This is a genomic window from Pseudomonas sp. MB-090624 (assembly GCF_003205245.1).
In the GTDB taxonomy this organism is placed as follows: domain Bacteria; phylum Pseudomonadota; class Gammaproteobacteria; order Pseudomonadales; family Pseudomonadaceae; genus Aquipseudomonas; species Aquipseudomonas juntendi.
Genome location: NZ_QJRK01000007.1, coordinates 110,141 through 124,818, shown reverse-complemented (window position 1 = coordinate 124,818; position 14,678 = coordinate 110,141). Strand labels below are relative to the sequence as shown.

Here is a 14,678-nt window from a genome sequence, read left to right as displayed (position 1 = left end):
CACCAGTCCTCAGGCCACCAGGCTCACCGCCAACGGCAGGAACACCGCCGTGGCTACGCCCATCAGGCTCATTGCAAGCGCGGCAAAGGCGCCGCATTCGTCACTTTCCTGCAGGGCCACCGAAGTGCCCACCGCGTGCGCCGTCACCCCCAGCGACATGCCGCGGGCTTCCGGGCTGTGCACGCCAACACGACTGAGCAGCGCCGGGCCGAAGATGGCGCCGATTACCCCGGTAATCAGCACGAACACCGCTGCCAGGGCAGCGACCCCGCCAATCTGCTCGGCCACCAGCATGGCGATCGGCGAGGTGACCGACTTGGGCGCCATGGTCATCAGGATCATATGCTCGGCACCGAACCACCAGCCCAGCAGCAGGCAACACAGGGTGGCAAACAGTCCCCCGACTACCAGCGTAGTAAAGATGGGCCAGAACAACTGCCGGATGCGCCGCAGGTTGAGGTACAAAGGCACCGCCAGGGCCACGGTGGCCGGGCCCAGCAGGGTATTCATGATTTGCGTGCTGTTGCGGTATTCGCTGTAGTCGATGCCGCACGCCAGCAGCACGCCGATCACCAGCAGCATCGACACCAACACCGGCTGCAGGAAGATCCAGCGCGTCTTGTCGTAGGCGGCGAGCACCAGTTGGTAGGCCGCCAGGGTGAGACCGATGCCAAACAAAGGGTGGTGCACGACCGCATCCAGGGCGCCTTGCCAGTCAAGCATCATGGCTGCTCCTCGCGCTTGCTCTGGCGCTGGATCAGTTTCTGCATCAGCACCCCGACGAAAACCAGGGTCAGCAAGCAGGAAATCAGCAGGGCGCCGACAATCGCCCAGAAGTCGGCAGCGATATCCCGGGCATAGACCATCACCCCCACCGCCGGCGGTACCAGCAACAGCGGCAGGTAGCGCAGCAGGCTGCTGGCCGCTTCATTCAGTGGCTTGCCAACCTCGCCGCGGGCCATGAGGAAGCCCAGCAGCAGCAACAGGCCAATGATCGGGCCCGGCAAAACCGGCAGCAACAGGTGGTTGATCGCCGTTCCCAACAGCTGGAACAGCACCAGCCAGGTCAGACCACGCAACAGCATAAGCATCTCCCTTGGGCATGGCGCCATTATAAGCACGCCGTGCTATAGATCGATATTCGCCGAAAAGCGGACAACTTGACTGCAATGGCCGAGCGTGCTGATCTTGCACTTTCGTACCAACTGACAACCTGGAGAGTCCGCGATGCCCTATGTACCGGTTACAGAGCTTTCGCAATACGTTGGTAAGGAACTGGGCCACTCGGCCTGGCTGAAGATCGACCAGCAGCGCATCAACCTGTTCGCCGAAGCCACCGGCGATTTCCAGTTCATCCATGTCGACCCGGAAAAGGCCGCGCAAACCCCGTTTGGCAGCACGATTGCCCATGGCTTTCTGACCCTTTCACTGATCCCCAAGCTGATCGAAGACGTCCTGGTGCTGCCGCAAGGCATGAAGATGGTGGTGAACTATGGGCTGGACAGCGTGCGTTTCATCCAGCCGGTCAAGGTGAACAGCCAGGTGCGGCTGAAAGTGGACCTGGCCGAGGTGACCGAAAAAAGACCCGGGCAGTGGCTGCTCAAGGCGATTGCCACGCTGGAAATCGAGGGTGAAGAGAAGCCTGCTTATATTGCTGAGTCGCTTTCGCTCTGCTTTGTCTGATGCACCGCGCCCCTGTGGGAGCGGCCTTGTGTCGCGATTGGGCCGCAAAGCGGCCCCGGCAATGGTTGCATGACGTTGAGATCCTGGGGCTGCTGCGCAGCCCTATCGCGACACAAGGCCGCTCCTACCTCGACCGCATCAGCCTCGAGCCTTGCAGTACCTGTAGGAGCTGGCTTGCCGGCGAAGAGGCCCGCCCAGGCAATACAAGCCAGTTGCCCCCACAAGGCCGGTGCCAGGCCTTCTCTACAAACCCTGCGCACTCGCGTAAACTGCCAGCCTTCGCGCAGCCTAGGGCTGCCCCTGTCGATTTACCAAAGGTGCCCGCCATGCCCTGGCTGCAAGTACGCCTGGCCATCAGCCCGGAACAAGCCGAAACCTACGAAGACGCCCTGCTTGAAGTAGGCGCCGTTTCTGTCACGTTCATGGATGCCGAAGACCAGCCGATCTTCGAACCCGACCTCAATACCACCCCGCTGTGGTCGCACACCCACCTGCTGGCCTTGTTCGAAGCCGATACCGACGCTGAGCAGGTGTTCGCCCACCTGCGCCTGCTGACCGGCGCCGAACTGCCCGAGCACCAGGCCGAAGTGATCGAGGACCAGGACTGGGAACGCAGCTGGATGGACAACTTCCAGCCCATGCGCTTTGGCCGCCGCCTGTGGATCGTGCCCAGCTGGCATGACGCCCCCGAGAAAGACGCGGTCAACCTGCTGCTCGACCCGGGCCTGGCCTTCGGCACCGGCACCCACCCCACCACCGCCCTGTGCCTGGAATGGCTCGATGGCCAGCAGCTCGAAGGCACCCAGGTGCTGGACTTCGGTTGCGGCTCGGGCATTCTGGCCATCGCCGCCCTGCTGCTCGGCGCCCGTGAGGCGGTGGGTACCGACATCGACGTGCAAGCCATCGAGGCTTCCCGCGACAACGCCCAGCGCAATGGCATCGCCGACGAGAAACTGGCCCTGTACCTGCCAGAGCACATGCCGGCGATGCAGGCCGACGTGCTGGTCGCCAACATCCTTGCCGGCCCGCTGGTGTCGCTGGCCCCGCAGCTGTCCGGGCTGGTTCGCCCAGGTGGCCTCCTGGCACTGTCGGGCATCCTTGCCGAACAGGGCGAGGAAGTGGCCGCAGCCTATGCCGCCGACTTCGACCTGGACCCGATCGTCGTGCGCGACGGCTGGGTGCGCATCAGTGGTCGGCGCCGCTAAGCGGGCCTAGAATACTTTTCTGCACAGCTCCCGGATTGCCGCATGACCGACAGTTTCGTCACCCAGTGCCCGCATTGCCAGACCAGCTTTCGCGTCACCCACCACCAGCTGAGCGTAGCGCGCGGCGTGGTGCGGTGCGGCCATTGCCTGCAGGTGTTCAACGCCGCCAAGCAGTTGCTGGAGCAGAACCGCGCTGCCAGCGTCGCGCCAGCGCCGGCGGCGCCTGCTGCCCCGGCGGCGCCAGCGCTGCCCGACGCCGAGGCGGCAACGCCTGCTCCGCCCAAGGCGGCCAGCAGTGCGCCCACCCCTGCGCCAGGGGAGGACTGGGCCGTCACCGCCGAGGCGCTCGATGCCCTTGACCTCGACAAAGAGCTGGAGCGCCTTGAGCGGCGCGGGGGGCCGGCGCAGGCACGCGCCGCCCGGCAGGATGACGGGTTGCAAGCGCGGCGCGATGAGGGGCATGCCGACGAGCCTGTGGACGACCTGTTCGGCACGGCAACCGATGACCCCCTCGAGCCGCCACTGCAGGCACAGCCTGCGCCAGTGCTGCTGACGCCAGAGCCACAGGCGCCAGACCTGCAGCCTGCCCCTGGCGAGCGCACCGAGCCCGTACTGGGCAGCAATTTCGACCTGGACTTCGACGACCAGCCGCCCGTGCAGCGCACTGGCGAAACCGGTGAGCCTGAAACACTCGGCGAACCGCTGCACACTGACGATGACGACATCCCGGAAAAAGGCCTGAGCGCGCGCGACGATGAACCGCTGCCACTGCAACTGTCGGCGCGTGACGACGAGCTTGGCGAACCGCTGCCCGGTGAACGCCTGGAACCCGGCCTTGCCGGCAAGCCCGAGCGCACACCGCGCAAGGAGCCGCTGGTCGACGTGGTCGACGACCCCCTGCAACTGGGCTGGGAAAAGCCTGCGCCCAACTGGGGCAAGCGGATCCTGTGGGGCGTGCTGTCTTTGCTGGCCGCGGGCCTGCTGGCCTTCCAGTACGTGTGGTTCCACTTCGACGAAATGGCCCGCCAGGACCAGTACCGGCCCATGTTCCTGCAGCTGTGCCCGCTGGTCGGCTGCCAGGTGCCCACCCGTGTCGACATTGGCCGGATCAAGAGCAGCAACCTGGTGGTACGCAGCCACCCGGATTTCAAAGGCGCGCTCATCGTTGATGCGATCATCTACAACCGTGCACCATTTGCCCAGCCATTCCCCTTGCTCGAACTGCGCTTCGCCGACCTCAATGGCCAGTTGATCGCCAGCCGCCGCTTCAAGCCCAGCGAATACCTGTCGGGTGAGTTGGCGGGGCGTGGCGAAATGCCCAGCCAGACGCCGATCCACATAGCCCTGGACATCCTCGACCCCGGCCCGAAGGCGGTCAATTACAGCCTGAGCTTCCGCTCGCCGGAATAAGCGACAAGCGACAAGCGGCAAGCTTCAAGCTTCAAGCTTCAAGCTTCAAGCTTCAAGCTTCAAGCTTCAAGACGAAGCAGGCCGGCTGTCGGCTTGCTTGTCTTGTGGCTTGCAACTTGCCGCTTGTCGCCAGCCCCGGTTGTTCAGATTTTATCCAGCTCCATCTTTATCCGGTCACCGAGAGCGGGTATCATGCCAACCCTTTTTCGAACTCCAAGATTCGGCCCCACAACAGGGATCACCTATGTCGGCGGTACGCATCGGCCAATACACGCTACGCAACAACCTGATCCTCGCGCCCATGGCCGGGGTCACGGACCAGCCTTTCCGTACACTTTGCCAGCGCTTGGGCGCAGGCATGGTCGTGTCGGAAATGGTCAGCAGCGACATGAACCTGTGGAACAGCCGCAAGTCGAGCCTGCGCCGCATCCATGAGGGTGATCCCGAGCCGCGCTCGGTGCAAATCGCCGGCGGTGATGCGCAGATGATGGCAGCGGCAGCACGGGCCAATGTCGAGGCAGGCGCCCAGATCATCGATATCAACATGGGCTGCCCGGCAAAAAAAGTCTGCAACAAAGCTGCAGGCTCTGCTTTATTGAAGGATGAAGCCTTGGTCCACGAAATTCTCCACGCCGTGGTCGGCGCCGTGGACGTTCCGGTGACCCTGAAGATCCGCACCGGTTGGGACCGGGCGAACAAGAACGGCCTGAACGTGGCGAAAATCGCCGAGCAGGCCGGCATCCAGGCGCTGGCGGTACATGGCCGCACACGCGCCGACCTGTACACCGGCGAAGCCGAATACGACACCATCGCTGCCATCAAGCAGGCGGTGTCGATCCCGGTTTTTGCCAACGGCGACATCACGTCGCCCGAAAAGGCCCGGGCGGTGCTGGATGCCACCGGGGTCGATGGCCTGCTGATTGGCCGGGCTGCCCAGGGGCGGCCATGGATCTTTCGCGAGATCGAGCATTACCTGCGCACCGGCGAACACCTGCCGGCGCCGCAGCTGGACGAAGTGGAACACATTCTGCTGCAACACCTGGCCGCGCTGCATGCCTTCTATGGCGATGTGATGGGCGTACGTATCGCCCGCAAGCACGTTGGCTGGTACCTGGCAACACGACCCGGCGGCAAGGAGTTTCGCTCCCGGTTCAACGCTTTGGAAGACACACAAGCGCAGTGCGCCAACGTTCGCGCGTTTTTCAGCGAGCGTCGACAGAGCCTTGAGACAGAGGACGGACAAGGGGTGGCCGCATGACGATGATGACCGAGAATTTTGTGAGTGGAACAACGCCCGTGAGCGACAACGCCAACCTGAAACAGCACCTGAACACGCCGAGCGAAGAGGGCCAGACCCTTCGCGACAGCGTCGAGAAGGCGCTGCACAATTACTTCGCCCATCTGGAAGGCGCGACCGTCACGGACGTCTACAACCTGGTGCTCTCCGAAGTGGAGGCCCCCCTGCTCGAAAGCGTCATGAACTACGTGAAGGGCAACCAGACCAAGGCCAGCGAGATGCTCGGGCTGAACCGAGGCACGCTGCGCAAGAAGCTCAAGCAGTACGATTTGCTGTAACACAGAATCCCAACCAGAAAAGGCGGCTCCCTGAACAGAGGCGCCTTTTTTGCTGACTCCACCGCGTTATTGGAACCCGAAATGACCGACCAGACTACCCGCCTGCCAGTCCGCCGCGCCCTGATCAGCGTCTCCGACAAGACCGGTATCCTCGAATTCGCCCGTGAGCTGCAACAGCTCGGTGTCGAGATCCTGTCCACCGGCGGCACCTACAAGCTGCTCAAGGACAACGGCGTTGACGCGGTGGAAGTGGCTGACTACACCGGCTTTGCCGAAATGATGGACGGCCGGGTCAAGACCCTGCACCCGAAAATCCACGGCGGCATCCTCGGTCGTCGCGGTACCGACGACGCCATCATGAGCGAGCACGGCATCAAGCCGATCGATCTGGTTGCAGTCAACCTGTACCCGTTCGAAGCCACCATTTCCAAGCCTGGCTGTGACCTGCCGACCGCCATCGAGAACATCGACATCGGCGGCCCGACCATGGTCCGTTCGGCAGCCAAGAACCACAAGGACGTGGCCATCGTGGTCAACGCCAGCGACTACGCCGGCATCGTCGAAGGCCTCAAGGCCGGTGGCCTGACCTACGCCCAGCGCTTCGACCTGATGCTCAAGGCGTTCGAGCACACCGCCGCCTACGATGGCATGATCGCCAACTACATGGGCACCATCGACCAGTCCCAGCAGACCCTGTCCACGGCTGCACGCAGCGAATTCCCGCGCACCTTCAACAGCCAGTTCGTCAAGGCCCAGGAAATGCGCTACGGCGAGAACCCGCACCAGAGCGCGGCGTTCTACGTAGAAGCCAAGAAGGGCGAAGCCAGCATCTCCACCGCCGTGCAGCTGCAAGGCAAGGAACTGTCGTTCAACAACGTGGCCGACACCGACGCCGCGCTGGAGTGCGTGAAGAGCTTCGTCAAGCCGGCCTGCGTCATCGTCAAGCACGCCAACCCGTGTGGCGTGGCCGTGGTGCCGGAAGACGAAGGCGGCATCCGCAAGGCCTACGACCTGGCCTATGCCACCGACACCGAGTCGGCATTCGGCGGCATCATCGCCTTCAACCGTGAACTGGACGGCGAAACCGCCAAGGCCATCGTCGAGCGCCAGTTCGTCGAAGTGATCATCGCCCCGAAAATTTCCCAGGCGGCGCGCGACGTAGTGGCTGCCAAGCAGAACGTGCGCCTGCTGGAATGCGGCGAGTGGCCAGCCGAGCGCGCTGCCGGCTGGGACTTCAAGCGTGTCAACGGCGGCCTGCTGGTGCAAAGCCGTGATATCGGCATGATCACTGCCGATGACCTGAAGATCGTTACCAAACGTGCGCCAACCGAGCAGGAAATCCACGACCTGGTATTCGCCTGGAAAGTGGCCAAGTTCGTCAAGTCCAACGCCATTGTCTACGCCAAGCAGCGCCAGACCATCGGCGTGGGCGCTGGCCAGATGAGCCGCGTCAACTCTGCCCGCATCGCCGCCATCAAGGCCGAGCATGCTGGCTTGCAGGTACAGGGCGCGGTCATGGCCTCGGATGCGTTCTTCCCGTTCCGTGACGGCATCGACAATGCCGCCAAAGTGGGTATCAGCGCCGTGATCCAGCCGGGTGGTTCGATGCGTGATGCAGAAGTCATCGCCGCGGCTGACGAAGCGGGCATCGCGATGGTATTCACCGGTATGCGTCACTTCCGCCACTAATTACGCGGCCCCCGGGCAAGCGGCGATCCTGTGGGAGCGGGCGCGCCCGCGAATACGATGGTGAATTCACCGCCGCATTCGCGGGCACGCCCGCTCCCACAGCGTTCCCCGCCCGCCTCGGGGTCACCTGAATCGAGGTTTTGACATGAAAGTTTTGATCATCGGCAGCGGCGGCCGTGAGCACGCCCTGGCCTGGAAAGTCGCGCAGGACCCACGCGTAGAAAAAGTCTTCGTTGCCCCAGGCAACGCCGGCACCGCCATCGAAGCCAAGTGCGAAAACGTCGCCATCGATGTGTGCGCCCTGGAGCAACTGGCCGACTTCGCCGAGAAGAACGTCGACCTGACCATCGTCGGCCCGGAAGCGCCGCTGGTCATCGGTGTGGTCGACCTGTTCCGCAGCCGCGGCCTGGACTGCTTCGGCCCAACCAAGGGCGCGGCCCAGCTGGAAGGCTCCAAGGCCTTCACCAAGGACTTCCTGGCACGCCACAAGATCCCGACCGCCGACTACCAGAACTTCACCGAGATCGAGCCGGCGCTGGCCTACCTGCAGGAAAAAGGCGCGCCGATCGTGATCAAGGCCGACGGCCTGGCCGCGGGCAAAGGCGTGATCGTCGCCATGACCCTGGAAGAAGCCGAAGCCGCCGTGCGTGACATGCTGGCTGGCAACGCCTTCGGTGACGCCGGTTCGCGTGTGGTGATCGAGGAGTTCCTCGACGGCGAAGAAGCCAGCTTCATCGTCATGGTCGATGGCCACAACGTACTGCCGATGGCAACCAGCCAGGATCACAAACGCGTCGGTGACCAGGACACGGGCCCCAACACCGGCGGCATGGGTGCCTACTCCCCTGCCCCGGTGGTTACCGCCGACGTGCACCAGCGCGTGATGGACCAGGTGATCTGGCCCACCGTGCGCGGCATGGCGGAGGAAGGCAACGTCTACACCGGCTTCCTGTATGCCGGCCTGATGATCGACAAGGCGGGCAACCCCAAGGTCATCGAATTCAACTGCCGCTTCGGTGACCCGGAAACCCAGCCAGTCATGCTGCGCCTGGAGTCGAGCCTGGTGCTGCTGGTAGAAGCGGCCTTCGCCAAGGCGCTGGACAAGGTCGAAGCCCAGTGGGATCCACGCCCGAGCCTGGGCGTGGTACTGGCCGCTGGCGGTTACCCGGGCGACTACGCCAAGGGCGACGTGATCAACGGCCTGGACGCTGCAGCGCAGATCGAAGGCAAGGTGTTCCATGCCGGTACGTCGCTCAAGGATGGCCAGGTGGTCACCAACGGCGGCCGCGTGCTGTGTGCCACCGCCATGGGCAGCACCGTTGCCGACGCGCAGCAGCAGGCTTACCGCCTGGCCAAGGAAGTCAGCTGGAACGGCAGCTTCTACCGCACCGACATCGGCTACCGGGCCATTGCCCGTGAGCGCGGTGAACACCAGCAGTAACCACTACCGGCACGCCGCGGTGCCCTGTGCACCCGGCGCCCGGCTCGTCGACAAGGCCCGCCATGGGCCTTGCCTTCGGCTTGGTGCGCCGCGCATAGTTGATACCCGGCACATCGGCCAAGAAGGGATTTCGTAGTGCGTCGGCTTCGGATTGCCTCAGCTCTTATCGTCAGCTTGCTGACCTTGCTCTGCATGTTCCCGGCTGCGGCCGATCATGGCGGGGGCTGGTCGGTGCTGCTCGATGAACAGGCCAACCTGCAACTGAGCGACGTGCGTTCCGAGCGCTACCGTAACCAGTTCAGCCCGCTGATGCTTGCCGAACTGGATGCCGCACCGGCAGAACAAGCCCTGTGGCTGCATTACCGCCTGGAACCGGGCGACCAGGAACAATTGCTGCGGGTTTTCGCCCCGGACCTGTCTGGCCTGGACCTCTACGCCCTCGAGGGCGACCAACTTCTGCGTCAGCTGCACCACGGGCGCCAGGCCGGCAATGCCAGCCCCACCCTGCGCGGCAGCGACCATGTACTCCCCCTGCCCAACAGCAAGCAACCGGTGGACATCTACCTGCGCCTGGTGTCCGAACACCAGCTGCGCCCGGCCATCAGCCTGGAGCCCGCCGCCCAGGCCGCCGCCGACCAGCGCCAGCCGCTGCTGTTCGGCATGCTGTTCGGCGGTTTGGTGATGCTGATCCTGCACAACCTGATCCGCTTCCTCTACAGCCGCTCCAGCACTTCCCTGGTGCTGGCGCTGTATCACGGCCTGATGCTGCTCAGCGGCCTTATCTTGCTGAACCTCAGCGGCCCGTGGTGGCATGTATGGCACAGCGCACAGACGCCCGCGGCCTACCTGACCCTGGTACTGGCGGGGCTGGCCGGGCTGTATTTCACCCAGCACTTCTTCTCGCCGTGCAATTCGCCCCGGCTGAACCGTTTGCTGCAAGGTGAAATGCTGCTGGTCGGGCTCAGCGGCCTGGTGCTGCTGTTCGTCGATACCCTGCCCCTCAACCTGATGACCTACGCCCTGATGGCGCTGGGCACCGTGAGCATGCTGCTGGTCAGCAGCTACCAGTGGTACAAGGGCTATGCCCCCGCCCGGCTGTTCTGCCTGGCAATGGTGCTGTTCAACCTGGGTGGCCTGGTGCTGTTGCCGGCCCTGCTCGGCTTTACCCGCACTTCCACGCCATGGCTACTGAGCATTTTGCTGGGCCTGGCCGTGGCCAGCGGCCTGCTGCTCAACCTGGCGGTCAGCGAGCGCCTGCGGCGCATGAGTGAAGAGCGCTTCAGCGTCAGCCGGGCACTGGCTGCCAGCGATGCAGAAATCAACGCCAAAGCCGAGTTCCTGGCCAAGATCAGCCACGAAATCCGCACCCCGATGAACGGGGTGCTGGGCATGACCGAGCTGTTGCTGGGCACGCCGTTGTCGGTCAAGCAGCGCGACTACGTGCAGACCATCCACAGCGCGGGCAACGAACTGCTGACCCTGATCAACGAGATACTCGACATTTCCAAGCTCGAGTCCCGGCAGATCGAGCTGGATGATGTGCAGTTCGACCTCAACGCGCTGATCGAGGACTGCCTGAACATATTCCGCGCCAAGGCCGAACAGCAGAACATCGAGCTGATCAGCTTTACCCAGCCGCAGGTGCCGCGGGTCATCAGCGGTGACCCCACGCGGCTGCGCCAGGCGTTGTCCAGCCTGCTGGAAAACGCACTGAAAAACACCGACCAGGGCGAGATCCTGCTGGTGGTGGCCCTGGATCAGCGTGGTGAAGTGCCACGCCTGCGCATTGCCGTGCAGGACAGTGGCGAGCCGCTGCCGGCCGCAGACCGCGAGGCCCTGCTGCAGGCCGAACTGCACAGCCACCATTTCCTCTCCAGCAGCAAGCTGGGGGGCCACCTGGGGCTGGTCATCGCCAAGCAACTGATCGGCCTGATGCAAGGTGAATTCGGCATCAAGAGCAGCACCGGCATGGGCAATACCCTCTGGCTGACCCTGCCGCTGGACCCTTCGCGCCTGGAACAGCCCCTGGCCGACCTCGAAGGCCCGCTGCGCGATGCCCGGGTGCTGGTAGTGGACGACAACGATACCTGCCGCAAAGTGCTGGTGCAGCAGTGCAGTGCCTGGGGCATGAATGTCAGCGCGGTGCCGTCAGGCAAGGAGGCCCTGGCCCTGTTGCGCACCAAGGCGCACCTGCGCGACTACTTCGACGCCGTGCTGCTGGACCAGAACATGCCCGGCATGACCGGCATGCAGCTGGCCGCCAAAATCAAGGAAGACCCCAGCCTGAACCACGACATTCTGGTGGTCATGCTCACCGGTATCAGCAACGCGCCCAGCAAAGTCATCGCGCGTAACGCCGGGGTCAAACGGATACTCGCCAAGCCGGTGGCCGGTTATACCCTGAAAACCACCCTGGCCGAGGAGCTGGCCCAGCGCGGCCGCGAGCAGGCGCTACCCGCCAGCCCACCTGGGGTCCCGCAGGCATTGGACTTGCCAGCAGATTTCCGCGTACTGGTGGCCGAGGACAACAGCATTTCGACCAAGGTGATACGCGGCATGCTCGGCAAGCTGAACCTGCAACCAGACACCGCCAGCAATGGTGAGGAAGCCCTGCAGGCCATGAAAGAAAGGCATTACGACCTGGTCTTGATGGACTGTGAAATGCCTGTGCTGGACGGTTTCTCGGCCACCCGGCAGCTGCGCGCCTGGGAAGCCGCCAACAAGCGCCAGCGCACCCCGGTGGTGGCGCTGACGGCGCATATTCTTGCCGAGCACAAGGAACGCGCGCGGCTGGCCGGCATGGACGGGCACATGGCCAAGCCGGTGGAGTTGTCGCAACTGCGCGAACTGATTCAGTACTGGGCCAGCCAGCGCGAAGCCGCGACCGACCCGGCGCACATTTCCTGACCTGCCGGCGCAGGCCCACCACAGCCCCAGCCCACGCCAACCGACTTTGCCAAGGACCCGCGCTCATGCTCCATGAGTTGTTCAGCGTCTACCTGAAAATGCTCGTGCTCTACAGCCCGTTCTTCGTGCTGTCGTGCTTCATCAGCCTGACCCGTGGCCACTCCAGCAAAGAACGCAAGCAACTGGCCTGGAAGGTAGCCTTTGCCGCGCTCATCGCCAGCGTGCTGCTGTACCTGTTCGGCCGGGCAATCTTCGGTATTTTCGGCATCACCGCCGACGCCTTCCGCATCGGCGCAGGCAGTGTGCTGTTCATTTCTGCGCTGGGCATGGCCCAAGGCAAGTCCGCGGTGCAGGCCGACAACGTGCAACAGGACGTCACCATCGTGCCGCTGACCATCCCGTTGACCGTCGGGCCCGGCACCATCGGCGCCCTGCTGGTAATGGGCGTCAGCCAACCGCACTGGGGCGACAAGTTGCTGGCAATCATCGGCATTGCCTTGGCCAGCTTCACCGTGGGTGTGGTGCTGTACCTGTCGCACCGCATCGAGCGCCTGCTCGGTGACCAGGGCTTGCAGATCGTCAGCCGGCTGATGGGCCTGTTCGTCTGCGCTCTGGCTGCACAGATCATCTTCACCGGCATTAAGGGCTACCTGGCACCTTAAAGGCCGTATTCGAGAATACGGTTCAACGAGGCTTGCACCACCCGCTCCTGCACTTTGCCCAAGAAGCTGTTCTCGAACGCCAGCACATTGAACCGCACCAGTTCCGCCCGCACCACCCGGTGGCTACGCTTGTGGCTGAGGAAGCCAGCCTTGAATGCCGCGTGGCTGTCGACCTCATGGTAAAGCACCATGTCGACCCGGCCAGCACCGGCGGGCGCACATGGCAGTAACTGGAAATGCTGGCGCTCGTATGCACACCGTTCCAGCTCACGCAGCACCGAGGGCTGCCTCAACAGTTTCCGGATGGAGAGCCCGGTCGCCGTTGCATAGCGCTCCCCCGCCTTGTCAGCGATGGTTTCCAGAACCTGATCGGTCTGTTTGGCACGGCGCGGGTCGGGACAATGCGCCTGCTCGGGAGACACCGAGTCCCAGCCCATGAACTTGAGCTGGTTGCGGTAGTAGGTAAACCAGTCCTGGATCAAGCCCTCCCTATAGGCTGTTTCCGTGGCCCGCTCGGCCATCGCCAGGGCCAGCTTCACCTTGCCCGCCTGGGCTGCGTCCATTCCTGGCAAGAACGAGACGATACCGGCACCGATTACCGCAGGGGCAACCTCAGTCATAGTGTTGCCCCCACTACTGGCGCATAAGGGTCGAAGCGGTAGTCACCCTGGGCATTCTTGTCCTCCATCAGCGCCTGCAGTGCAGTGCGCTGGTGCTCGAAGCGCCCGTTATCCAGTGCCAGGGAAATACCATCGAACTCGGCTTCGCCCCTGAGTACCTGCTCGCTCAGCAGCACATCCAAGGGCACGGCAGAAATACGCTCGTCGACCTGCAGCGTGATGCTGCAAAGATCGAGGGTTGGCCCGGCTTTCAGCAGCCCCACCTCCACGACCAGTCTGGAGCGCTGGCCCTGCTCCTGGGCGCTGAACTTCAGCAAATGGCCAACACCCTGGGCAGAGCGGCGCAGGCCTGCCCTTACCGTGCTCAGCAGGGCTTCGGGGCTGATCGCGCGCATTTTCAACCAGGCTTCCAGCGGCTGGGGCTGGGTGCTGCGAACGGGTTGCCCCAGCTGTTTGAGGTCGTGGGTGCTGGCCAGCTTGATCCAGCCCAATTGGCGAAATGCCTCGCGGTTGGCCGCGTACCAGGCGTCATACTGCTCGAAACGCGACCCGGCGTGCTTGTTGGCCACGAGCTGGGCGTACAGTATCGAGTCGAAAGCGGCCTGGCGCAGTATTTCGCCCGCCCTCTGCGGGTAAACCAACGCCGTGCCACCGATCAGCATCAGTTGCTCGGATGCTTTATCCATGTGTGTTGCCTCATTTCAAGGAGAGTCGAAAAGGCGGCATCGGCGAAATGCCGCCAGGCAATCAGATGTCGTACTGCAGAACGTTCTCGACGCTGCGCACGCCCAGTTTGTTTTCCACGGTTTCGCGCACTTTGTCGTAGACGAAGTTGTTGAGGGTGAGCACCGCCGTACCGGCGTAGTAGCGGCTCTTGTTCAGCTTCCACTGGATGCCCAGCACGTCGTCGTCCAGCTGCGGGGCAGACGCCTGGATGCAGCTGATCACCATGACCACATCACCTTGCTCGGTCTCGATGCACGCAGCCAGGCCGACCATGCCCCGGGTCTTGTTCTTGCGCTTGTGGTCGAGCACTTTGGCGTCGCTCTCGACGGTGGCCATCTTGTCGAAGGCCTTTTTGGCCAGGCTGCCCAGTTGGGTGCCGCCCAACATTGCGTTGCCGGCAACGGCAATAGCACGTACAGCAATGGCGCCGACGGTGACCGACAGCTCAGCCGATGTTTCCTGCTCGAAGCTGCGCTTGGGGATGGTGAAGCCCAGGTCACGCATCACATCGATTAGCTTGTCATACCACTCCCTGCTCTGCTTTTCGGCATCGAAGGCTTTGTCCGCCACCAAGGTGGCAAAGTGGTATGCATTCTTGCAGTCATGGCGGCTTTGCACGGACATACCCGCGCCACAGGCAAGCAGGTTGCCTTCGACCAGGACGGCGGCGTCGCGGGTGGTGGCTTGTGTTTCAGACATCGGGAAACTCCTTGGTGGTTACCCCTGAATCAGGGGCAGCCACCTTAGCCAGCGCGCTCGC

14 protein-coding genes are annotated in these 14,678 nt (G+C 63.5%); 9 read left to right on the top strand and 5 right to left on the bottom strand.

Annotated features, from left to right (window positions below; genetic code table 11):
• Positions 1-9 precede the first annotated feature (9 nt).
• The gene (locus tag DMX12_RS05785; protein WP_009685817.1) at positions 10-726 is read right to left on the bottom strand and encodes an LrgB family protein; all 717 of its coding nucleotides are present in this window, start codon (positions 724-726) and stop codon (positions 10-12) included.
• Positions 723-1,085 (bottom strand): CidA/LrgA family protein, encoded by a 363-nt coding sequence (locus tag DMX12_RS05780; protein ID WP_029885805.1) that lies wholly within the window; start codon positions 1,083-1,085, stop codon positions 723-725. The genes DMX12_RS05785 and DMX12_RS05780 overlap by 4 nt, the downstream gene beginning before the upstream one ends.
• A 142-nt stretch (positions 1,086-1,227) precedes the next feature.
• Between DMX12_RS05780 and DMX12_RS05775 the strand changes: the two genes are divergently transcribed.
• The 9 genes from DMX12_RS05775 to DMX12_RS05735 all read left to right on the top strand — a co-directional run bounded on the left by DMX12_RS05775 (position 1,228) and on the right by DMX12_RS05735 (position 12,572).
• Positions 1,228-1,683, top strand: a complete 456-nt coding sequence (locus DMX12_RS05775) for a MaoC family dehydratase (RefSeq protein ID WP_110676698.1) — start codon at positions 1,228-1,230, stop codon at positions 1,681-1,683.
• A 326-nt stretch (positions 1,684-2,009) separates the two neighbouring features.
• On the top strand, positions 2,010-2,888 hold the full coding sequence (prmA, locus tag DMX12_RS05770; RefSeq protein WP_047150017.1) for a 50S ribosomal protein L11 methyltransferase: 879 nt from the start codon (positions 2,010-2,012) through the stop codon (positions 2,886-2,888).
• A 42-nt stretch (positions 2,889-2,930) separates the two neighbouring features.
• Positions 2,931-4,298, top strand: a complete 1,368-nt coding sequence (locus tag DMX12_RS05765; RefSeq protein WP_110676696.1) for a DUF3426 domain-containing protein — start codon at positions 2,931-2,933, stop codon at positions 4,296-4,298.
• Between the two features lie 244 nt (positions 4,299-4,542).
• Positions 4,543-5,556 carry a tRNA dihydrouridine synthase DusB gene (gene dusB, locus DMX12_RS05760; protein ID WP_009683257.1) on the top strand — a complete coding sequence of 338 codons (1,014 nt, stop codon included), beginning with the start codon at positions 4,543-4,545 and terminating at the stop codon, positions 5,554-5,556.
• The gene (gene fis / locus DMX12_RS05755) at positions 5,553-5,873 is read left to right on the top strand and encodes a DNA-binding transcriptional regulator Fis (RefSeq protein ID WP_003249693.1); all 321 of its coding nucleotides are present in this window, start codon (positions 5,553-5,555) and stop codon (positions 5,871-5,873) included. Before dusB ends, fis begins: the two co-directional genes overlap by 4 nt.
• 81 nt (positions 5,874-5,954) lie before the next feature.
• The gene (gene purH, locus DMX12_RS05750; RefSeq protein WP_110676694.1) at positions 5,955-7,562 is read left to right on the top strand and encodes a bifunctional phosphoribosylaminoimidazolecarboxamide formyltransferase/IMP cyclohydrolase; all 1,608 of its coding nucleotides are present in this window, start codon (positions 5,955-5,957) and stop codon (positions 7,560-7,562) included.
• 145 nt (positions 7,563-7,707) lie between these two features.
• The gene (gene purD, locus DMX12_RS05745) at positions 7,708-9,003 is read left to right on the top strand and encodes a phosphoribosylamine--glycine ligase (protein WP_054913305.1); all 1,296 of its coding nucleotides are present in this window, start codon (positions 7,708-7,710) and stop codon (positions 9,001-9,003) included.
• A gap of 135 nt (positions 9,004-9,138) precedes the next feature.
• Positions 9,139-11,910, top strand: a complete 2,772-nt coding sequence (locus tag DMX12_RS05740) for a hybrid sensor histidine kinase/response regulator (protein ID WP_110676693.1) — start codon at positions 9,139-9,141, stop codon at positions 11,908-11,910.
• 65 nt (positions 11,911-11,975) lie between these two features.
• Complete coding sequence (locus tag DMX12_RS05735; protein ID WP_009683262.1) at positions 11,976-12,572, top strand: MarC family protein; 597 nt, start codon at positions 11,976-11,978, stop codon at positions 12,570-12,572.
• On the opposite strand, the gene DMX12_RS05730 is transcribed toward DMX12_RS05735, so the two are convergent.
• The 3 genes from DMX12_RS05730 to DMX12_RS05720 form a co-directional block, all read right to left on the bottom strand.
• A complete protein-coding gene (locus DMX12_RS05730; protein ID WP_110676691.1) occupies positions 12,569-13,192 on the bottom strand; it encodes a hypothetical protein in 624 nt (207 codons plus the stop codon). The two genes, DMX12_RS05735 and DMX12_RS05730, sit on opposite strands and share 4 nt — an antisense overlap.
• Positions 13,189-13,878 carry a hypothetical protein gene (locus DMX12_RS05725; protein WP_110676689.1) on the bottom strand — a complete coding sequence of 230 codons (690 nt, stop codon included), beginning with the start codon at positions 13,876-13,878 and terminating at the stop codon, positions 13,189-13,191. Before DMX12_RS05725 ends, DMX12_RS05730 begins: the two co-directional genes overlap by 4 nt.
• Positions 13,879-13,939: 61 nt before the next feature.
• Positions 13,940-14,617 carry a hypothetical protein gene (locus tag DMX12_RS05720; RefSeq protein ID WP_054913303.1) on the bottom strand — a complete coding sequence of 226 codons (678 nt, stop codon included), beginning with the start codon at positions 14,615-14,617 and terminating at the stop codon, positions 13,940-13,942.
• Positions 14,618-14,678: the final 61 nt, after the last annotated feature.